This window comes from Micromonospora sp. LOL_021, from assembly GCF_048060215.1.
In the GTDB taxonomy this organism is placed as follows: domain Bacteria; phylum Actinomycetota; class Actinomycetes; order Mycobacteriales; family Micromonosporaceae; genus Micromonospora_E.
Genome location: NZ_JBHMIN010000045.1, coordinates 34,678 through 54,075 on the forward strand (window position 1 = coordinate 34,678; position 19,398 = coordinate 54,075).

General features: G+C 72.6%; 20 protein-coding genes. 9 read left to right on the top strand and 11 right to left on the bottom strand.

The window, feature by feature from the left end; translation table 11 throughout:
• Positions 1–103: 103 nt before the first annotated feature.
• Positions 104–1,243, bottom strand: a complete 1,140-nt coding sequence (locus ACFHWT_RS24090) for an SPFH domain-containing protein (RefSeq protein ID WP_416596967.1) — start codon at positions 1,241–1,243, stop codon at positions 104–106.
• Between the two features lie 47 nt (positions 1,244–1,290).
• Positions 1,291–1,749, bottom strand: a complete 459-nt coding sequence (locus ACFHWT_RS24095; protein WP_416596968.1) for an NfeD family protein — start codon at positions 1,747–1,749, stop codon at positions 1,291–1,293.
• 172 nt (positions 1,750–1,921) lie between these two features.
• Here ACFHWT_RS24095 and ACFHWT_RS24100 point away from each other — a divergent pair, with 172 nt between their 5' ends.
• Positions 1,922–3,220 carry a serine hydrolase domain-containing protein gene (locus ACFHWT_RS24100; RefSeq protein ID WP_416596979.1) on the top strand — a complete coding sequence of 433 codons (1,299 nt, stop codon included), beginning with the start codon at positions 1,922–1,924 and terminating at the stop codon, positions 3,218–3,220.
• A 30-nt stretch (positions 3,221–3,250) separates the two neighbouring features.
• Here the strand turns inward: ACFHWT_RS24100 and ACFHWT_RS24105 are convergent, their stop codons facing one another.
• A complete protein-coding gene (locus ACFHWT_RS24105; protein ID WP_416596980.1) occupies positions 3,251–4,072 on the bottom strand; it encodes a DUF3097 domain-containing protein in 822 nt (273 codons plus the stop codon).
• 122 nt (positions 4,073–4,194) lie between these two features.
• Here ACFHWT_RS24105 and ACFHWT_RS24110 point away from each other — a divergent pair, with 122 nt between their 5' ends.
• Positions 4,195–4,986 carry a hypothetical protein gene (locus ACFHWT_RS24110; RefSeq protein WP_123602363.1) on the top strand — a complete coding sequence of 264 codons (792 nt, stop codon included), beginning with the start codon at positions 4,195–4,197 and terminating at the stop codon, positions 4,984–4,986.
• A 33-nt stretch (positions 4,987–5,019) separates the two neighbouring features.
• On the opposite strand, the gene ACFHWT_RS24115 is transcribed toward ACFHWT_RS24110, so the two are convergent.
• The 4 genes from ACFHWT_RS24115 to fabG form a co-directional block, all read right to left on the bottom strand.
• On the bottom strand, positions 5,020–5,856 hold the full coding sequence (locus ACFHWT_RS24115) for an HAD-IIA family hydrolase (protein WP_416596981.1): 837 nt from the start codon (positions 5,854–5,856) through the stop codon (positions 5,020–5,022).
• Positions 5,796–6,836, bottom strand: coding sequence for a ferrochelatase (locus tag ACFHWT_RS24120; RefSeq protein WP_416596969.1), 1,041 nt, complete (start codon positions 6,834–6,836; stop codon positions 5,796–5,798). The genes ACFHWT_RS24115 and ACFHWT_RS24120 overlap by 61 nt, the downstream gene beginning before the upstream one ends.
• Positions 6,837–6,888: 52 nt before the next feature.
• Positions 6,889–7,656, bottom strand: coding sequence for an enoyl-ACP reductase FabI (gene fabI, locus ACFHWT_RS24125; RefSeq protein WP_278169843.1), 768 nt, complete (start codon positions 7,654–7,656; stop codon positions 6,889–6,891).
• Between the two features lie 69 nt (positions 7,657–7,725).
• The gene (gene fabG / locus ACFHWT_RS24130) at positions 7,726–8,433 is read right to left on the bottom strand and encodes a 3-oxoacyl-ACP reductase FabG (protein ID WP_282231208.1); all 708 of its coding nucleotides are present in this window, start codon (positions 8,431–8,433) and stop codon (positions 7,726–7,728) included.
• Between the two features lie 126 nt (positions 8,434–8,559).
• Between fabG and ACFHWT_RS24135 the strand changes: the two genes are divergently transcribed.
• The 4 genes from ACFHWT_RS24135 to ACFHWT_RS24150 all read left to right on the top strand — a co-directional run bounded on the left by ACFHWT_RS24135 (position 8,560) and on the right by ACFHWT_RS24150 (position 12,690).
• Entirely contained in the window at positions 8,560–9,873 is a 1,314-nt protein-coding gene (locus tag ACFHWT_RS24135; RefSeq protein WP_416596970.1) for a sensor histidine kinase, read from the top strand.
• A complete protein-coding gene (locus tag ACFHWT_RS24140) occupies positions 9,870–10,535 on the top strand; it encodes a response regulator (protein ID WP_416596971.1) in 666 nt (221 codons plus the stop codon). The genes ACFHWT_RS24135 and ACFHWT_RS24140 overlap by 4 nt, the downstream gene beginning before the upstream one ends.
• A 74-nt stretch (positions 10,536–10,609) precedes the next feature.
• Entirely contained in the window at positions 10,610–11,443 is an 834-nt protein-coding gene (locus tag ACFHWT_RS24145) for an alpha/beta hydrolase (RefSeq protein ID WP_416596972.1), read from the top strand.
• Complete coding sequence (locus ACFHWT_RS24150; RefSeq protein WP_416596973.1) at positions 11,440–12,690, top strand: acyltransferase family protein; 1,251 nt, start codon at positions 11,440–11,442, stop codon at positions 12,688–12,690. Before ACFHWT_RS24145 ends, ACFHWT_RS24150 begins: the two co-directional genes overlap by 4 nt.
• A 273-nt stretch (positions 12,691–12,963) precedes the next feature.
• Here the strand turns inward: ACFHWT_RS24150 and ACFHWT_RS24155 are convergent, their stop codons facing one another.
• From ACFHWT_RS24155 to ACFHWT_RS24165, 3 genes are read right to left on the bottom strand one after another with little or no spacing between them, the layout of a single operon-like run.
• Complete coding sequence (locus tag ACFHWT_RS24155) at positions 12,964–13,914, bottom strand: VWA domain-containing protein (RefSeq protein WP_278169849.1); 951 nt, start codon at positions 13,912–13,914, stop codon at positions 12,964–12,966.
• A complete protein-coding gene (locus tag ACFHWT_RS24160) occupies positions 13,911–14,894 on the bottom strand; it encodes a DUF58 domain-containing protein (protein WP_416596982.1) in 984 nt (327 codons plus the stop codon). The genes ACFHWT_RS24155 and ACFHWT_RS24160 overlap by 4 nt, the downstream gene beginning before the upstream one ends.
• A complete protein-coding gene (locus tag ACFHWT_RS24165) occupies positions 14,873–16,012 on the bottom strand; it encodes an AAA family ATPase (RefSeq protein ID WP_416596974.1) in 1,140 nt (379 codons plus the stop codon). The genes ACFHWT_RS24160 and ACFHWT_RS24165 overlap by 22 nt, the downstream gene beginning before the upstream one ends.
• Before the next feature lie 254 nt (positions 16,013–16,266).
• Here ACFHWT_RS24165 and ACFHWT_RS24170 point away from each other — a divergent pair, with 254 nt between their 5' ends.
• The 3 genes from ACFHWT_RS24170 to ACFHWT_RS24180 are packed head-to-tail and all read left to right on the top strand — an operon-like array spanning position 16,267 to position 18,494.
• Positions 16,267–16,491 carry a hypothetical protein gene (locus tag ACFHWT_RS24170; protein ID WP_416596975.1) on the top strand — a complete coding sequence of 75 codons (225 nt, stop codon included), beginning with the start codon at positions 16,267–16,269 and terminating at the stop codon, positions 16,489–16,491.
• A gap of 18 nt (positions 16,492–16,509) precedes the next feature.
• Entirely contained in the window at positions 16,510–17,031 is a 522-nt protein-coding gene (locus ACFHWT_RS24175) for a PH domain-containing protein (RefSeq protein WP_416596976.1), read from the top strand.
• A 35-nt stretch (positions 17,032–17,066) separates the two neighbouring features.
• Complete coding sequence (locus tag ACFHWT_RS24180; protein WP_416596983.1) at positions 17,067–18,494, top strand: PH domain-containing protein; 1,428 nt, start codon at positions 17,067–17,069, stop codon at positions 18,492–18,494.
• Between the two features lie 33 nt (positions 18,495–18,527).
• Here the strand turns inward: ACFHWT_RS24180 and ACFHWT_RS24185 are convergent, their stop codons facing one another.
• Positions 18,528–19,301 (bottom strand): SIR2 family NAD-dependent protein deacylase, encoded by a 774-nt coding sequence (locus ACFHWT_RS24185; protein ID WP_416596977.1) that lies wholly within the window; start codon positions 19,299–19,301, stop codon positions 18,528–18,530.
• Positions 19,302–19,398 lie beyond the last annotated feature (97 nt).

Below are 19,398 nucleotides of genomic sequence, written 5' to 3' on the forward strand. Positions count from 1 at the left end.
CCGATCGTGACAGCCGACGGCGGCGGTACGCGCGGGTTCCTCGGATTTCCACCGGTCGGGTCAGCTGATCCACGGCCGGGACCGGTTCGGTGCCGGCCGTGGATCAGCTGCGTTCGGCCTGCGGGCGTTGCTGCTCGGAGTTCAGCTCGCCGAGCAGCTCGGAGGCGGGCACCGGCTCGGGTGCGGGCAGCCCGGCCGGCCGGGCCTTGGCGCCACCGGTCGCCGTACCGCCGCTGGTGACCTGCTCGGCGGCCCGCACCTCGTCGTTGACCCGCTGCGCCTCGGCGGCGGCGGCCTCGGCCGCCTCGGCCGCCTCCCGCTCCACGGCGCTGGAGTCGACCTGCTGCGACGGCGCGTCGCCGACCATCTGGCTGAGCCCGCCGAGCGCCCCGCCCAGACCTTCGAGGGCCTTGGTCATCTCGGCCGGGACGATCCACATCTTGTTGGACTGGCCGTTGGCGATCTGCGGCAGCGCCTGCAGGTACTGGTAGGCGAGCACCTTCTGGCTCGGGTTGGCCTGGTGGATTGCGTCGAAGACGGTCCGGATGGCCTTCGCCTGGCCTTCGGCCTGCAGGATCCGAGCCTGCCGGTCACCGTCGGCGCGCAGCACCGCAGCCTGCTTCTCGCCCTCGGCGCCGAGGATCTGCGACTGCTTGTGCCCCTCGGCGGTGAGGATCGCGGCGCGGCGGTCCCGCTCGGCGCGCATCTGCTTCTCCATCGAGTCGCGGATGCTCGGCGGCGGCTCGATCGCCTTGATCTCCACCCGGGTCACCTTGATGCCCCACCGGCCGGTGGTCTCGTCCAGCACGCCGGACAGGTGCTGGTTGATCTCCTCACGGCTGGTCAGCGCGCGCTCCAGGTCGAGCGAGCCGATGACGTTGCGCAGCGTGGTGACGGTGAGCTGCTCGATCGCCTGCAGGAAGTTGGCGATCTCGTAGGTGGCGGCCCGGGGGTCGACGACCTTGAAGTAGAGGACGGTGTCGATCGACACCACCAGGTTGTCCGAGGTGATCACCGGTTGGGGCGGAAAGCTGACCACCTGTTCCCGCATGTCGACCTTGGCCCGTACGGTGTCGACGAACGGGACGAGCAGGTTGAGACCGGGAGTCAGGGTGCGCTGGTACCGGCCGAGCCGTTCGACCAGGTCCATCCGCTGCTGCGGAACGATTCGCACCGCCCGAATGAGGGTTATCACCGTGATCAGGGCGACCGCCCCGACCAGCACCGCGATCACTAAGTCCATCGTCGTTCACCTTCTCGGCTCGGGATGTTGATACCGGCTCGGGGTGTTCATGCCGGTCCGCCGCCGGTGAGGTCGTCCCGCCAGACCAGCGCGGTGACGCCCTTGACCTGGATCACCTGTACCCGTTCGCCGGGGGCGAAGACCTGGGTGCCGTCGTATGAGCGGGCGCTCCACAACTCGCCATCGATCTTGACCTGGCCACCGTCGGCGTCCACCCGCTCCAGCACCAGCGCCGACGCGCCCTCGATCGCCTGTACACCGAACGGCTCTTCGCCCGCGCTGAGCGCGGACTGCCGGTGCCGCTGAATGACCGGCCGGACGGCGACCACGGTCAGTGCCGAGACGGCGGCGAAGACCAGTGCCTGGGCGGCGACCGGGGCGCCGAGGGCGGCGGCGATCGCCGCGGCGAACGCGCCGGCGGCGAACATGACGAGGAACAGCGTCGCGGTGAACAATTCCGCGACCGCCAGCACGACGCCCAATACGATCCACAGGACGGGTTCCACACACCGATCGTGACACGTAGGCGCACCACCGGCGACCCGGGGACCGACAAATCGGGCAGCTATCGCCGCACCGAGCCCAACCCATCCACCCTGAGTCACCATCCTGCCCACCTGAGTCACGAGCAAGGAGCATGTACGCGTGTCCGCACCCCTGTCCCCCGACACCATCAGCATGATCGACACCACGGTCGCCGAGACCCAGTCGTACGGCCGGGTGCCCTCCGTCGTCCTCGGCGTGCTCCGGGACCGTCGGCTGGAGCACGTCGCGTCCGCCGGTGACCACCCGACACCCCACCCCGACCTGCAGTACCGGATCGGCTCGATCACCAAGACCTTCACCGCCACCCTGGTACTGCGGCTGCGCGACGCCGGCCGGCTCGACCTCGACGACCGGCTTCGCGACCACCTGCCCGACGTCCCGTTCGAGCGGACCACCCTGCGTCAGCTCCTCGGCCACGCCGCCGGGCTGCAACGCGAACCGGACAGCGACGGCTGGTGGGAACGTATGACCGGCACCGACGTCGCCACCCTGCTGGCCGGGCTCAAACCGGAGAAGGTGGCCTTCCCGCCGCACCGCACGTACCACTACTCGAACCTGGCGTACGGGCTGCTCGGCGCCGCCCTGCAGCGGATCACCGGCACGCCGTGGGCCGAACTGGTCGCCACCGACCTCCTCGGCCCGCTCGGCATGACCCGCACCACCTACCACCCCACCGCCCCGTACGCCGCCGGCTACGTGGTGCACCCGTGGCACGGCACGTTGCGGGAGGAGCCGCGTACCGACACCGGAGCGATGGCCCCCGCCGGGCAGCTCTGGTCCACCGTCGCCGACCTGAGCCGGTGGGCGGCGTTCCTCGCCGACCCGGACCCGGCGGTGCTGGACCCCGACACGATGGCGGAGATGTGCCTACCGGTGGCGATCAACGACCCGCAGCGGTGGACCGGCGGCCACGGGCTCGGCCCCGAGCTGTACCGGGTCGGGGAGCGGGTCTTCGCCGGGCACGGCGGTTCGATGCCCGGCTACGTCGCGCTGCTCGCCGTACACCGCGCCACCGGCACCGGCGTGGTCACTTTCGCCAACTCGTACGGCTTCGCCCGGGGCACCATCCGTGAGCTGGGGTTGCGGGTGCTGGCCGGGGTGCTCGACCGGGAACCGGCCGCGCCGCGTCCGTGGCGGCCGGGCACCCTGCCGCCGCCGGAGATCGACGCCATCTGCGGGCGGTGGTGGTGGATGGGACGGGAGATGCAGGTCTCCTGGGACGCCGACGCCGCCGAGCTGGTCCTCACCCTGCTCGGGCCGGTGCGGCCGGTGACGTCGCGGTTCGTCGCGGCGGGTGCGGACCGCTGGCGGGGCCGCAGCGGCGCCCAGCAGGGCGAGATCCTCACCGTACGGCGTGGACCGAGCGGCATCCCGACGGCGCTGGACCTGGCCACCTTCGTCCTCACCCGTGACCCGGACGACCTCGGCTGACCGGACGACCTCGGCTGCGCGGCCGCCGGCTCACTGCGACGGTACGGTGACGAAGTCGATCAGCCGCTCCATCGCGTTGATCAGCGGCGTCTCCACGTCCTGGTAACTGTGCACACTGGACAGGATACGACGCCACAGCTGTGCCGGATCGGCCACGCCGACCGCCGCGCAGACGCCTTCCTTCCACGGCTGTCCGGGCGGGATCCGGGGCCACTGCCGCAACCCGATCCGGTCCGGTCTGACCGCCTGCCACACGTCCACATACGGATGTCCGGTGACCAGCACGTACGGCGAGGTGATCCCGGCGACGACCCGGCTCTCCTTGGACCCGGGGACCAGGTGGTCGACCAGCACGCCGAGCCGGCGTTGCGGGCCGGGCGCGAAACCGGCCACCGCGGCGGCCAGGTCGTCGATGCCGTCCAACGGTTCGACGACGACGCCCTCGACCCGCAGGTCGTCGCCCCAGATTCGCTCGATGAGCGCGGCGTCGTGCACCCCCTCCACCCAGATCCGGCTGGCCTGGGCGACCCGGGCCGGCCGGTGGTCGACCGCGACCGAACCGGAGGCGGTGCGCTGCCGCTGCTGCGGCGCCGGTAGCCGGGGCGGCCGGCGCAGCGTCACCGGCTGGCCGTCGAGCAGGAAACCGGCCGGGACCAGCGGGAAGTGCCGCCGGCGGCCGTGCCGGTCCTCCAGCGTCACCGCGCCGGACTCGAAGCCGACGACCGCGCCGCAGAAACCGGAGTCGGCGTCCTCCACCACGAGGTCCGGCTCGGCGTCGACCTCCGGCACCACCCGACGGCGGCGCCAGTTGCCCGCCAACACGTCGTCGCCGTACCGCCGGTCACCGCCCACGTCGCGCAGGCTAACCGCACCGGCCGGCGGTGGCCCGCCGACGCGCCGACCGGACACCCCCCGACGGTGACCTGCCGCCTGGTGTCGAGACAACCGGCAGCGCGGCACGTACCCTAGCGTGCATGTCCCCCGCAGCAGGCGCGGCGACCCTCGCGACGCGCCGCTCCAGCCGGTTCGTGGCCTGGGTGCGCGCGTGGCGCGCCGGCCTGGTGCCGTACGACGAGATAGCCGACGAGATAGCCGGCGACGAGGAGCATCTGGTCGCCGACGCACCCGGTGCCTGGACCGACCTGCCGTTACGCGACGCGCTGTCCTGCTTCGCGAAGCTGCCGCCGGACGAGATCCGGCTGGCGTTGCCGGCCCCCGGCGACCCGCGTGGCCTGCCCGGTCCGGGTGAGTTCACCGGTGCCGCGCTGCTGGCCGGCGAGGCGGTGGTGGCGCGCGGGCTGGGCGTCATCCCCGAAGTACGCTCGCACACGTCCGGGTCCGGGGTCACCTTCGAGACGGTGCTGTGGCGGATCTACCCGCTGCCGCAGGAGCTGCCCGCCGCCGGGCACGCCGGGCCGAGCGCCGCCGAAGCCGAGGCCGAGTTGTCCACCGCGCTGGCCGAGACGACCACGGCGCTGACCCGTCTGGACGTCGCTCACTGGCGGCCGGAGCTGGCCGGGGCGTTGGCCGCGCTGCGCCGCCCGGACGGCGGGATGGACCTGCCGCCCGGTTTCGATCCGCGGGCCCGCCGGCTGTTCGCCCGGGCCAGTGTGCTGGACCAGGTGCTGGCGCTCGCCGAGCACGTCGCCCCCGGCGGCGCCGTCAACGGCTACGAGGCCCAGCAGCGCGACGCCGCGCTGCGGCCGCTGACCACCGCCTGCCGACGGGCGCTGGTCGCCGCCTGCAACGCCCCGCTGCGGCCCTGACTCCCGTTCGCAGTCCTTGACGGTGCGGTGGCGTCAGATCTCGTCGATCAGGTCGGCCACCGACGGGACCACCCGCGACGGCCGGTACGGGTAGCGGTCGATGTCGGTACGGCTGCTGATCCCGGTGAGCACCAGGATCGTCTGCAGCCCCGCCTCCAGTCCGCAGAGCACGTCGGTGTCCATCCGGTCACCGATCATCGCGGTGCTCTCCGAATGCGCGTCGATCGTGTTCAACGCCGAACGCATCATCATCGGGTTCGGCTTGCCGACGAAGTACGGCTCCACCCCGGTCGCCTTCGAGATCATCGCCGCGACCGAGCCGGCCGCCGGCAGCGCGCCCTCGGTCGACGGCCCGGTCGGGTCCGGGTTGGTGCAGATGAACCGGGCACCGCCGTTGATCAGCCGGACCGCCTTGGTGATCGCCTCGAAGCTGTAGGTGCGGGTCTCCCCCAGCACCACGTAGTCCGGGGCGTAGTCGGACAGGATGTAGCCGACCGCGTGCATCGCCGTGGTCAGCCCGGCCTCACCGATGACGTACGCGGTGCCGCCCGGCCGCTGGTCGGCGAGAAACTGCGCGGTGGCCAGCGCCGCCGTCCAGATTGCCTGCTCCGGCACGTCGAAACCCATCCGGGTGAGCCGGGCCTGCAGGTCGCGGGGGGTGTAGATGGAGTTGTTGGTCAGCACCAGGAAGGGTTTGCCGGAGGAGCGCAGCCGGTTGATGAACTCCGGCGCCCCGGGGACCGGTTGGCCCTCGTGCACCAGCACACCGTCCATGTCGGTCAGCCAACTCTCGACGGGCTTACGGTCGGTCACGGGGATCTCCGGGGGGTGGAAGAGGCAATGCAGCAGTTCACCGGGCAGGTGTCCCAGACCGGCAGCGTACCGAGCCGCGCCCGGGTGAGGGCGCCGTCCGGGCGCAGCCGCTCCGACACCAGGTCCCGGACCATCGACACGAAGGCCGGGTGGGTGCCGGGGCTGGCCGCCCGGGCGTACGCCAGACCAAGCTCCTTGGCGGTCGCCGCCGCCTCGGTGTCCAGGTCCCAGACCACTTCGAGGTGGTCGGAGACGAAGCCGATCGGGCTGACCACCACCGCGTCGACCCCCTGACCGGCGAGTTCACGCAGGTGGTCGTTGACGTCCGGCTCCAGCCAGGGCACCTGCGGCGGCCCGGACCGGCTCTGCCAGACCAGGTCGTACGGCAGCTCCGGGGCGGCGTCGGCGGCGACCAGCCGGGCGGTCTCGGCCAGCTGGGCCTGGTAACGCCCGCCCTCCGGGCCGGCGGCGGCCGCCGCGCTGGTCGGGACCGAATGGGCGGTGAACACCAGCCGGGTACGCCGACGCAGCGCCGGGTCGATGGTGCCCAGCGCGGCCCGGACCGCTTCGACGTGCGGGCCGACGAATCCGGGATGGTCGTGGAACTGCCGCAGCTTGTCGATCACCGGGGCGTCGGGGCCGACCGCGGCCCGCGCCGCCGCGATGTCCTCCTGGTACTGCCGGCACGACGAGTAGCCGCCGTAGGCGCTGGTGGCGAAGGCGAGGGCGCGGCGGACCCCGTCGTCGCGCATCCGGGCCACCGTGTCGGCCAGCATCGGATGCCAGTTGCGGTTGCCCCAGTAGACCGGCAGGTCGAGCCCGTGGGCGGCGAAGTCGGCGCGGATCGCGGCCAGCAACTCCCGGCACTGCTGGTTGATCGGCGACACGCCGCCGAAGTGCTGGTAATGCTCGGCGACCTCGGCCAGCCGTTCCGGCGGCACGTTGCGGCCCCGGGTCACGTTGCGCAGGAAGGGCAGCACGTCCTGCGGACCTTCCGGGCCGCCGAACGACAGCAGAACCAGTGCGTCGTACGCCATGGGCCCTATTGTTCCTGGTCGGGCCGGACCCAGCGGCGGCGCATCCCGAAGATCAGGCGCCGATGGCGTGGAAGCCGCCGTCGACGTGCACGATCTCACCGGTGGTCGCCGGGAACCAGTCCGACAGCAGCGCCAGGCAGGCCCGCGCCGCCGGCTCCTGATCGGTCAACTGCCAGCCCAGCGGCGCCCGCTCGGTCCAGGCCTGCTCGAAGGCCTCGAAGCCGGGGATCGACTTGGCCGCCATGGTACGCAGCGGGCCGGCGGAGACCAGGTTGCTGCGGATGCCCTTCGGTCCCAGGTGCAGCGCCAGGTAGCGGGACGCGGACTCCAGACCGGCCTTGGCGACCCCCATCCAGTCGTAGACCGGCCAGGCCAAAGTGGCGTCGAAGGTCAGCCCGACGACCGCGCCGCCGGGACGCATCAGCGGCAGCGCCGCCATCGCCAGCGACTTGTACGAGAAGGTGGAGATGTGCAGCGCGGTGGCCACGTCGTCCCAGGGTGCGTCGAGGAACCCGCCACCGAGGCAGCTCTGCGGGGCGAACCCGATCGAGTGCACCACCCCGTCGAGGCCGTCGACGTGTCCGCCGACCTTGTCGGCCAGGCCGGCCAGGTGCTCCGGGTTGGTCACGTCGAGCTCGATCACCGGCGCCTCGGCCGGCAGCCGCTTGGCGATCCGCTCCACCAGCGACATCCGGCCGAACCCGGTGAGCACCACGGTGGCGCCGTTCTCCTGGGCGAGCTTCGCCACCGAGAAAGCGATCGACTGGTCGGTGATGACGCCGGTGACGAGCAGCCGCTTACCGGCCAGCAGTGCGGACACAGGTTTCTCCGTTCGGTGTTCGGTAGCCAGGTCGGGTCGGTGCGGTATCGCGGTCGGTACGGCGCGAGGTCAGTGCCCCATGCCGAGGCCGCCGTCGACGGGAATGACCGCCCCGCAGATGTAACCGGCGGAGTCGCCGGCGAGCCACGTCACCGCGGCGGCCACTTCGTCGGCGGTGGCGAACCGGCCCGCCGGGATGGCCTTGCGGTACTCAGCCTTGCGCTCCTCGGGCAGCGCCGCCGTCATGTCGGTCTCCACGTAGCCGGGGGCGACGACGTTGGCGGTGATGTTGCGTCCGCCGAGTTCGCGGGTGATCGACCGGGCCATGCCGACCAGGCCGGCCTTGCTCGCCGCGTAGTTGACCTGACCGGGCGAGCCGAGCAGGCCGACCACCGACGAGATGAAGATCAGCCGGCCCCAGCGGGCCCGCAGCATCTTCGTCGAAGCGCGCTTGGCGCAGCGGTACGCACCGGTCAGGTTGGTGTCCAGCACCGAGGTGAACTGCTCCTCGGACATTCGCAGCAGCAGCGTGTCGTCGGTGACGCCGGCGTTGGCGACCAGCACCTCGACCGGCCCGAGCTCGGCTTCGACCGCGCCGAAGGCCTGGTCGACCGAGTCGGCGTCGGTGACGTCGCAGCGTACGCCGAACAGGCCGGCCTGCTCGTCGAAGCCGGACCGGTAGGTGACCGCGACTCGGTCGCCCTGCTTCGCGAACGTCTGCGCGATCGCCAGGCCGATGCCCCGGTTACCGCCGGTGACCAGTACGGTGCGGGCCACGTTCCCCCCTCGTCGTCGATGATCCGGCCTTGGAGACTAGGTGCTACCGCCGGGTAAGCAGTAACCCGGGGGTACTACCCCTGTGGTGTCATGACACCAGGTCGGTCCGGTCGTAGCCTCACAGTGGTGAACGGCGGGACGGTCCAGCAGGTGCGGCAGGCGCTGCGGCACCTGGTCGTCGGGCCGGACTTCCCGCCGCCACCGGCCCTGCCGACGGACAGCCGCAGGCGTGCCGTCGGCTGGTGGCTGGCGTTCGCCCTGTTCCTCGTCGTCAGCGTCGTCGCCGCCTTCGACCAGCAGGGCACCGGCCTGCTGCCCGCGCCGGTCGGGCTGATCCTCGGCTTCGTCACCGTCGCACCGGCGGCACTCGCCTATCACCGGCCACTGTGGGCCTGGCGGATCTCGATCCTCCTGCTGTTCTTCGGCGCCGTCTGGCACCTCTACCCCGGCCCGGAACCGTGGAGCCTGTTCCAGGTCCTGGCGCTGCTGTTCGTGCTGGCGATGCTCGCCGGCCGGGCCGAGCTAGCCGTCTCGGCGGCGGCGGGAGCCGTCACGGCAGTGCCCGTGCTGGTGTTCGTCGCCCCGAACCCCGGCCTCTGGCTGCTCGCCGTCCTGGCGGTGGTCGTCGCGGCGATGGACCAGGTGCGCCGGCGACGCGTCAGCCAGCATGCCCTCGCCAGCCAGACCGTCGTCACCCAGCAGGAGCAGCAGCGGCGGGCTGTGCTGGAGGAACGCGCCCGGATCGCCCGCGAGATGCACGACGTCGTCGCCCACCACATGTCGATGATCGCCGTCCAGGCGGAGACCGCGCCGTACCGGCTGACCGCAATGACCGAGCCGACCCGTGACGAGTTCACCGCGATCGCCGGTGCCGCCCGCTCGGCGCTGGGCGACATGCGCCGGCTGCTCGGGGTGCTGCGCAGTGAGACCGAACAGGCGCACCGCGCACCGCAACCCGGGCTGGGTGACATCGCCACGATGGTGGAGGCAACCCGCCGGGCCGGCCTCGACGCCGAGCTGGTGGCGGACCCGCGACTCGACCGGGTCGCGGTGGCCGGACCGGTCGGGCTGGCGGCGTTCCGGATCGTGCAGGAGGCGCTGGCCAACGCCGGCCGGCACGCACCGGGCGCGGCGGTACGGGTGGAGCTACGCGCCGGAGCCGACCAGCTGATGATCCGGGTCGGCAACGGGCCGGCCACGCTGGCCGCCGGTGCGGAACGGTCCATCGGCGGCCACGGCGTCGTCGGCATGCGGGAACGGGCCGAGCTACTCGGCGGAAGCTTCGCGGCCGGCCCGGACGGCAGGTCCGGTTTCGTGGTCACCGCCGGGTTGCCGTACCGGACGACCGACACCGACGCCCGCACCGACGCGGCCCGCGACGCCGGCCCGGACATCGGCCGGCCGGGTAGCGTGCCCGACGACGACCGAAGGACAAAATGATCAAAGTGCTGATCGCCGACGACCAGGCGATGGTCCGGCAGGGTTTCGGTGCGCTGCTCGGCGCCCAACCGGACCTGGTGGTGGTCGGTGACGCCGCCAACGGTGCCGACGCGGTCAGCGCGGCCCGCCGGCTCGACCCCGACGTGGTGCTGATGGACGTACGGATGCCGGTGCTGGACGGGCTCGCCGCCACCCGGCAACTGCTCGACGGACGGTCCCGCGACGAACCGCCCCGGGTGCTCATCCTCACCACGTTCGACCTCGACGACTACGTCTACGAGGCGCTGCGCGCCGGGGCCAGCGGGTTCCTGCTCAAGGACGCGCCGGCGGCCGACCTGGTCAACGCGGTACGGGTGGTGGCCGCCGGGGACGGACTGTTGTCACCGTCGGTCACCCGCCGGCTGATCGCCGAGTTCGCGACCCGCCCCGGGCAGCACCGTCCCCGACCGGTGTCGCTGACCTCACTGACCGACCGGGAGACCGAGGTGCTGCGGTTGATCGCCCGGGGCCGGTCCAACGGCGAGATCGCCGCCGACCTGGTCGTGGCCGAGCAGACCGTCAAGACCCACGTCGGACGGATCCTCAGCAAACTCGCAGTCCGCGACCGGGCACAGGCGGTGGTCGTCGCGTACGAGTCCGGTCTGGTCACCGCCGGCGAATAGCTCCCCGGTAGCACGCCGGTTCTGGCTCTACGGCACGACGCGGCGCGACCCGTCGCCACCGCAGGCTCACCGGTATGCGTATCCGACTGATCGTCCTCGCGACGTTGTGCGGCGTCACCCTGGGCACCGCGCCGACCGGGCCCGACGAACCGTGGCCGGACACCACTGGCCGGCGGTTCCTGGCCTTCGACACCAGCGGCGACGGCACCGCCGTCGAAGTGGTTGGCGACCTGGCGACCAGCCGCCGGATCGCGGTGCTGGTGCCCGGTACGGACAACACGCTGGCCACCTTCGACCGTGGCCTCGACGGGGTCACCCACCGCGCCCCGGCGGTGCAGGCCCGGGTGCTGTACGGGGCGGCGCACCGCCGCGAACCGCGTACCGCCGTGGTGGCCTGGCTCGGCTACGACCCGCCGGAGGGGTTCGGACCGGCCGCGCTGCGCTGGGACCGGGCCGAGGACGGCGCGGCCGCGCTGGTCGATTTCGTCGCCGACCTGTGCCGGCGGCGCCCGGCCGCCTCCGTCGTGGTCGTCGGGCACAGCTACGGCGCGCTCGTCGCCGGGCTGGCCGCGGCGCGGCTCGACGGCTGCGTCACCGACCTGGTCGCGCTCGGCGCGCCCGGGATGGGTGCGCCGCACGTCGACGATCTGGGCACCTCGGCCCGGGTCTGGCAGGCCACCGCCGCCGACGACTGGATCCGGCGGGTGCCGGCGGTACGGCTGGCCGGGTTCGGCCACGGCACGGCACCGGCGACGCCGTCGTTCGGCGCCCGGCCGCTGCCCACCGACGGCGTCGCCGGACACGACGGCTACCTGCTGCCGGGCAGCGGCACCCTGGACGCGCTCGCCGACCTGGTCGCCGGTGGCCCGGCTGGTTCCGTCACGCAGGCGATGGCGGTGGCCCGGTGAACGGGCCGCAGACCACGGTGAACGGGCCGCAGACGGAGCCGGCGGCGACGTCACAGCGGGAGCCGGTCGTCGACCTGATCCGGGCGCTCGCCGTCGTCGGCGTCGTCGCCGGCCACTGGTGGGTCACCGCCGTGGTACTGACCGACGACGGGGTGCTGCAGACCGCCAGCCCGCTGACCGATATGTCGTGGCTGAGCCCGCTGACCTGGCTGGCGCAGACCCTCGGCCTGCTGTTCTTCGCCGCCGGGTTCGCCGCCGCGCGCAGCAGCAGCAACCCGGCCGGCCGGGCCGGGGCCCGCCCTGGTGGGCTCCGGACGCCCGGTGGCATCCGAGGGCTTCGCGGACCGCTGACCGGCCTGGCCGGGGGTCTGACGGTGGCGCTGGCGGTCGGCTACCTCGCCGGTGCGCCGACCGGCAGCCTGGTGACCGTCGCGACGCTCACGGTCAGTCCGTTGTGGTTCCTCGTGGTGCTGCTGGTCCTGCGGGCGGTCAGCGGACCGCTGCTGCGCGGTCTCCGGCAGGGTCCGGAACGGACGCTGGTGATCGTGACGCCGCTGGTGACGGCGACACTCACCGTGGTCACCGCCGCCGACGTCGGGCACCTGCCGCCGGTGCTCGCCGTGTTCGCCGCCTGGCTGATGCCGTTCCTCGCCGGGCTGCTGATAACCGAGTACGGTCCACCGCCGGCACGCTGCGCGGTGGGTCTGCTGGTCGGCGGCGTGGCGGTGCTGACCGTGCTGACCGTCGTCGGTGGGTATCCGGCCAGCGCGGTCGGCGTACCGGGGCAGATCCGGTCGAACCTGAACCCGCCGTCGCTGGCGACGCTGGCGTTGGTGGCCGCGCAGGTCGGTGCGGCCGCACTGGCGGTCCGGTGGCTGCGAGGGCGGATCGACACCACCGTCCGGTGGTGGTCGGTGGTCGCGGCGGTGAACCGGCACGCGCTCGGCGTCTACCTGTGGCACCAGCCGGTACTCGTCGGGCTGACGGTCGCCGCGCTGTGGCTTGCCGGCGGTACCGCGGTCGCCGGGGTACACACCGCGCCGGAGCATCCCGGGTGGCTGGTCGACCGGGCCGTCTACCTGCCGGTTCTCGCCGTCGCGCTGATCACGTTGCTGCGGATTGTGCCGACCCGCCGGCCCGGGTGTACGCTCTTGCCCGGTTTAACGGCCGGACGACCTGTGGAGGTGATCGCTGTGCGAGATAGCGATCCTCCTAGTCGTCGCCGGGCCACCGGTCGAGCGCGCTGAGGTCGGCGCGGCTCCCGGTGCGCCCGTGCGATCTGCCCGTGTCGCCCGTCAGCCCGCCCGCCGGTCACCCTCATCCACAGGTGGCCGGCCCGTCGCCGGAGTCCACCCTCGATGAACCGTTACGTCGCACCGCTGGGGTTCACCCTGGCCGCCGTCTGGATCGCCGTCATCTTCGTGCTGGCCAGCGGCGCACGGTGACGGGTCCCGGCCGACGGCGGGTGTCCGTCGCCCGCCGGGCCGGGCCCTGTCACCTGCTGGTCCGGTCGGGCCGTCTCACGGCAGCCGCGAGGTCCACAGCAGACTGAGTACCGCCGCGCCCAACGCCAGCAGCAACGCCAAGGCCGCGTACCACTGGGTTATCTCCCGGGGCACGGTCCGCTGCCCGATCGACGAGCCCATGTCCTCGTACACCTGGTTGAGCTCGCCGACCGACGCCGCCTCGTAGAAGAAGCCGTTGGTCGCCTCGGCCAGCTCGGCCAACGCGAACCGGTCCACCGGCACCCGCTGCACCTGGTTACCGATCTGCACCTGGCCGTCGTCGGTGCCGAACGCGATCGTCGACACCGGTACGTTGGCCGCCGACGCCGCCGCGGCGGCCTCCTCGACCGACCGGCCCGAGGTGCGGTAGCCGTCCGACAACAGCACGATCCGGGCCGGCGGCGGGCCCTGCGCACCGTCGGTCGGCACCAGCCGGATCGCCTCCAACGAGGTGAACACCGCCTCGCCGGTGGCGGTGGCCTCGGCCAGCACCAGACCGTCGATCGCCTGGGACACCGCGGCCCGGTCCTTGGTCGGCGAGACCAGCACGTTCGCCGACTTGGCGAACGCGACCAGCCCGATGTTGTAGCCCTCCGGCAGCTCCGCGACGAACTCCTTCGCCGCCTGCTGGGCCGCCTCGATCCGGCTGGGGGTCACGTCGTCGGCCTCCATCGACAGCGACACGTCGATGGCGAGCATGACGGTGGCCCGCTCCAGCGACTCCTCGGTGTCGATCGACGGCCGGGCCAGCGCCGACGCCAACACCAGCAGACTCAGCAGGAAGGCCCCGGCGGCCAGGTGACGGCGCCAGCCGAGGCCGCGCGGGGCCAGCGTGCGCAGCAGGTCCACGTTGGTGAACCGGACCGCGTACGCCTTGCGGCGGAACTGACGCCACACGTACATCCCGGCGATCGCCAGGACCGGCAGCAGGGCGAGCAGCCACCAGGGCTGCAGGAAACGGATCATCGAGCTTCGCTTTCCGGGCGCGGGGTGGGGGCCGGGCGGGCGATGCCACGGGTACGGGCGTGCCGCTGCCCGGCGACGAACCGGACGATGTCCAACAGCCAGTCCGAGTCGGTCCGCAGCCGCAGGTGGGCCGCGCCGGCACCGCGCAGGGTCTGCGCGATCGCCGCCCGCTGGGCCCCGGCCGCCTCGGCGTACCGCCGGCGCAGCCGTGGATCGGCGGTCTGCACCTCGTGCAGCGTGCCGGTCTCCGGGTCGGCCACGGTCAGCACGCCGGCGTCGGGCAGCTCCAGTTCACGCGGATCGACCACCTCGACGGCGAGGACGTCATGGCGGACCGCGAGTTTGCGGACCGGCCGGCCCCACTGCTGCGGCGGGGCCAGGAAGTCGGAAATCACCACGGCGACGCCACGGCGACGCGGCGGCCGGTTCAGCATGTCGATCAGGGCGCCGAGGTCACTGCGGCCGGGTCGGGACTGGGTGCCGGCGATCGCCCGCAGCAGCCCGTGCGCCTCCTTGCGGCCGGTCCGCGCCGGCAGCCGGGTGAGGACGCCGCCGAGCGCCGGATCACCGGTGCCGATCACCGCGCCGACCCGGTTGCCGCCCCGCGCGGTCAGGTGCACCATCGCCGCCGCCGCCGAGACGGCCAGGTCCCGCTTGAGACACCGGGCGGTACCGAAGTCCAGGCTGGCCGACAGGTCCACCGCCACCCAGGCTTCCAGCTCCCGGTCGGCGACGGTACGCCGTACATGCGGCACGGTGGTCCGGGCCGTCACCGGCCAGTCCATCCGGCGTACGTCGTCGCCGGGCCGGTACTCGGTCGACTCACCGGCCTCGCTGCCCGGACCGGGCAGCAGCCCCACGTAGTCGCCCTGCAGCAGGCCGTCGAGCTTGCGGGTGACGGTCAGGTAGAGCCGGGACAGCACCGCCTCCGCCCGGCCCGAGCTCGGCGCCGCAGCGGTCACTGCGACTGCCCGGGCCAGCCGGCACCACCGGGCGGGCCGGGCACCGCGGCGGCCGGCGCGGCCTGTCCCGTCGGTCCCGCCGGCTGCGGCGTCGCGTTCTGCCGGGGGGCGACCGACGGCAGCGGCACCATCTGCATGATCCGCCCGACGACGTGGTCGGCGGGTACGTCGTCGGCGAGCGCGTCGTAGCTGAGCACCAGCCGGTGGCGCAGGATGTCCGGCGCGATGTCCTGCACGTCCTGCGGCAACGCGTAGTCGCGCCCGCGCAGCAGCGCCAACGCCCGGGTGGCCCGCACGATGCCCAGCGAGGCACGCGGGCTGGCCCCGTACTGGATCAGCTGCGCGACGTCCGGCATGCCGTGCTCGGCCGGCGCCCGGGTGGCCAGCACCAGGCGGACGGTGTAGTCGACCAGCGCGTTGTGCACGAACACCTTGTCCGCCTTGCGCTGCAGGTCGACCAGGTCGGTGGGTTTGAAGATGACGCTCGGCTGCGGTGCCTCCACCCCCATTCGGTAGACGATCTCCCGCTCCTCCGCGTCGGTCGGATAGCCCACCACGATCTTCATCAGGAACCGGTCGCGCTGGGCCTCCGGCAGCGGGTAGACGCCCTCCTGCTCGATCGGGTTCTGGGTGGCCATCACCAGGAACGGATCTGGTACGGGATGCGTCTGCCCGCCCAGCGACACCTGCCGCTCGCTCATCACCTCGAGCAGCGCCGACTGCACCTTGGCCGGCGCGCGGTTGATCTCGTCGGCGAGCAGGAAGTTGACGAACACCGGCCCGAGCTCGATGTCGAACTTCTCGCTGGACTGCCGGTAGATCCGGGTGCCGACCAGGTCGGCGGGGACCAGGTCGGGGGTGAACTGGATCCGGGCGAACGAACCACCGACGACGGTGGCCAGGGTCTCCACGGCGAGCGTCTTCGCCACCCCCGGGACGCCTTCCAGCAGGCAGTGCCCCCGGGCGAGCAGCGCGACGAACATCCGCTCGACCATCCGGTCCTGACCGACGATGACCCGTTTGACCTCGAACATCGCCCGCTCCAGCAGGGTCGCGTCGGTGGCCGGTGTCGCCTCGGGGGGCGACGGCGGCGCAGCGGTCGGTGTCGACGATTCGGGCGTGGTCGGCTGGGCCACCGGTCCTCCACAGCGTGTTCTGGCGTCGTCAGGGTTCTGGCGTCGTCGGTCGAAAAGGTCGTGCCGCACTAAGCGTCGCACGCCGGTCCGAACCGGCGGGCAGGGGCCGAGAAAGCACCGCCCGGTGGGTAGACACGAGGGGGATCGGCGTGTGTACGATTCAGCCGTCGCCGGGCGGCTTCCCCCGTGGCCGCCCGGCGCTCACACCCCAGGCTCGTGCCACCCCTGATCTGGTCCCGACCTAGACTCGTGTTGTGGCCGCGTCCCCCGATCCCGCCGACACCGCACCCGGTGAGCAGTTGATCTGCTCCGCCAAGGGCTGCCGTGCCCCGGCGATCTGGGCGCTCAACTGGAACAATCCCCGGCTGCACCAGCCCGAACGTCGCAAGACCTGGCTGGCCTGCGCCGACCACCGGCACCGGCTCGGCGACTTCCTGCACATACGCGGATTCCTCCGCGACGTGGCACCGCTTGGCTGATCGCCTACGCTCGTAAGGGTGACCGAACAGTCCGCCGCACCGGCAGCCCCGATCAGCCCGTTGGAGCCCTGGCCGGAGACGGTGCAATGGCAGCCCGTCTCCCGCGACCTGGTCTGGGTGGAGCTGATCCGGCTCGCCATCGGGATGAGTTTCCTGCTCGTCGGGCTCGGCGTCGGCTGGGCGATCACCGGCTTCTGGTTCATCGGCGTCGGCTTCGGCGCCGCCGTGCTGCTCACCGTGCTACGGGTGGTGGCGACGGTACGGGCCGTCTATGCCTGGGGGTACGCCGAACGCGACGACGACCTGCTGGTGCGGCACGGGCTGCTGGTCCGTCGGCTGTCGATCGTCCCGTACGCCCGGATGCAGTTCGTCGACGTCTCCGCCGGCCCGCTGGAGCGGGTCTTCGACCTGGCGACCGTGCAGCTGCACACGGCTGCGGCGGCCAGTGACGCCCGGGTTCCCGGGCTGCGGCCCGCCGAGGCGTCCCGGCTACGGGACCGGCTCACCACGCTCGGCGAGATCCGGGCGGAGGGTCTGTGAGCCAGCCGCACGATCCGGTCCCGCCGCCGTACCCGCTGCCCGGACAGGCCTACCCGCTACCGGGCCAGCCGTACCCGCCGCACGGTCCGGTCGAGGAGCCCCGCCAGCGGCTGCATCCGCTGAGCCCGATCCTCAAGGGCAGCAGAGCCCTCGTGGTGATCATCGCCGGCCTGTCCTGGCAGACGCTCGGCCGGGTCGGTTTCGGTCGCTTCGCACTGCTGGTCGTGCTGTGCCTGCTCGGCTACCTGGCGGTGGCGGTGATCAGCTGGTACAACACCGGCTACCACGTGGTCGGCCGTGAGCTGCGAATTCACGAAGGTCTGCTGTGGCGGCGGACCCGTGCCATCCCGCTGGAGCGGCTGCAGGCGGTCGAGGTTGTCCGGCCGCTGCTCGCCCAGCTGACCGGTCTGGCCGAACTGCGGCTCGAAGTGGTCGGCGGTGGCCAGACCGAGGCGCCGCTGGCATATCTGACCGTCGCCGACGCCGCCACGCTGCGGGCCCGGCTGCTGGCGCTCGCCGGCCGCGCCAAGCCGGCCCCGGACGCGGCAGCTCCCGACGGGACGGCACCGCTGCCGGACGGCACCCCGGCCGGCCTGCCCGACCCGTCCGCGCCGCCACCCGGCCGGCTGCTACACACCGTGGTCAACCGGGACCTGCTGATCAGCCAACTGCTCACCCCGCAGACCATGTTCCTACCGTTCGGTGTCGCGTTCGTTATCACCCAGTTCGCGATGGACGCCACCTGGTCATTCGTGGCGGTCGCCAGCACCCTGACCGCCACCGCCGGGGTGATCCTGCAGCCGATCCGGCGGGTGCTCAGCGACTGGAACTTTCGGCTGGCCCGCGACGAGGTGGGTCTGCGGGTCCGGCACGGGCTGACCGAGACCCGGTCGCAGACCGTACCGCTGCACCGGATCCAGGCGGTCGGTGCGACCTGGCCGCTGCTGTGGCGGGGGAAGAAGTGGCTGCGGATGCGGTTGCACGTCGCCGGCTACGCCGCACCGGACGGGCAGGGCGGTGGCACCCAGTCCGATCAGTTGCTGCCGGTCGGCGTACTGCCCACCGCGAACCACATCCTCGCGGACGTGCTGCCCGGCATCGCGCTCGACGCGCTGCCGATGACGCCGCCGCCGCGCCGGGCCCGCTGGCTCAACCCGCTGGTGCAGCCGAAGCTCGGTGCCGGGCTTGCCAACGACGTGTTCAGTGTCCGCAGCGGGTTGCTGACCCGGCAGATGCTGGTCGTGCCGTACGCGCGGATGCAGAGCGTACGGGTGGTGCGCGGGCCGTTGCAGCGACTGCTCGGGTTGGCCACCGTGTACGCCGACACCGCCGGTGGGCCGAGCGCCGCCGCCAAGGACCGGGACGTGGCCGAGGCGTGGTGGCTGGCGGCGGAGCTCAGCGACCGGGCCCGCGCCGCCCGCAGCACACCGGCTGATCCGCCCTCGCCGCAGCCGTCGATCTAGAAGAGTCGTGGTCGATATACCGGCCAGATCCTTCTAGATCAACTGATGGACGAGGGCGGGCAGCACCGTACCGATGGGTTCGCGCAGCACCGCGTCGGCGATCGGGTCGTACGGCGTCGCCGCCGCGTTGACGATCACCACCCGGGCACCGGCTTCGGCAGCGACCTCCACCAGGCCGGCGGCGGGCTGCACGGTCAGCGACGTCCCGACGGCGAGCAGCAGGTCGCAACGTTCGGCGGCACGCACCGCCCGGCGCAGGGTAGGCCCGTGCAGCGACTGGCCGAACGAGATCGTCGCCGCCTTCAGGAGGCCGCCGCACAAGCGGCAGTCCGGGTCGTCCTCACCGGCGGCCACCCGGGCCAGCGCCTCGTCCATGCCGGTCCGGTCGTCGCAGCTCAGGCACTCGACCTCGGACATAGTGCCGTGGATCTCGATCACCTTGTCCGGACTGTTGCCGGCGCGTTGGTGCAGGCCGTCGATGTTCTGGGTGACGATCGCGGCGAGCCGGCCGGACCGCTCCAACTCCACCAGACTCGCGTGGCCGCCGTTCGGCTGCGCGGACCAGGCCGGATGCTCCCGCCGGCCGATCCAGGACCGCCGCCGCACCGCCGGGTCGGCGACGTACGCGTCGAGGGTGAACAGCTTGGCCGCCTCCGGGTCCCGGGTCCAGACGCCGTTGGGGCCCCGGAAGTCGGGAATCCCGGAGTCAGTGGAAATGCCGGCCCCGGTCAACGCCAGGACCCCTCGGGCTGCGGCCAGCCACTGCGCCACCTCGTCGACAGGTGCCACACTCGATCGGTCGGACATGTCCCCGACGGTAACCGCCGTTCGCGGCGTCGGCCGTGTCGGCGGCCAGTGAATACTCCCCGTAGGCGGTCATTTATCGCCCCGTTGGTGGCCAGGG

Bases quoted from the DNA above. Each gene is read 5' to 3' on its own strand.
- ACFHWT_RS24090 (WP_416596967.1), bottom strand. From the start codon at position 1,243: ATGGACTTAGTGATCGCGGTGCTGGTCGGGGCGGTCGCCCTGATCACG.
- ACFHWT_RS24100 (WP_416596979.1), top strand. From the start codon at position 1,922: ATGATCGACACCACGGTCGCCGAGACCCAGTCGTACGGCCGGGTGCCC.
- ACFHWT_RS24110 (WP_123602363.1), top strand. From the start codon at position 4,195: ATGTCCCCCGCAGCAGGCGCGGCGACCCTCGCGACGCGCCGCTCCAGC.
- ACFHWT_RS24120 (WP_416596969.1), bottom strand. From the start codon at position 6,836: ATGGCGTACGACGCACTGGTTCTGCTGTCGTTCGGCGGCCCGGAAGGT.
- ACFHWT_RS24140 (WP_416596971.1), top strand. From the start codon at position 9,870: ATGATCAAAGTGCTGATCGCCGACGACCAGGCGATGGTCCGGCAGGGT.
- ACFHWT_RS24145 (WP_416596972.1), top strand. From the start codon at position 10,610: ATGCGTATCCGACTGATCGTCCTCGCGACGTTGTGCGGCGTCACCCTG.
- ACFHWT_RS24155 (WP_278169849.1), bottom strand. From the start codon at position 13,914: ATGATCCGTTTCCTGCAGCCCTGGTGGCTGCTCGCCCTGCTGCCGGTC.
- ACFHWT_RS24185 (WP_416596977.1), bottom strand. From the start codon at position 19,301: ATGTCCGACCGATCGAGTGTGGCACCTGTCGACGAGGTGGCGCAGTGG.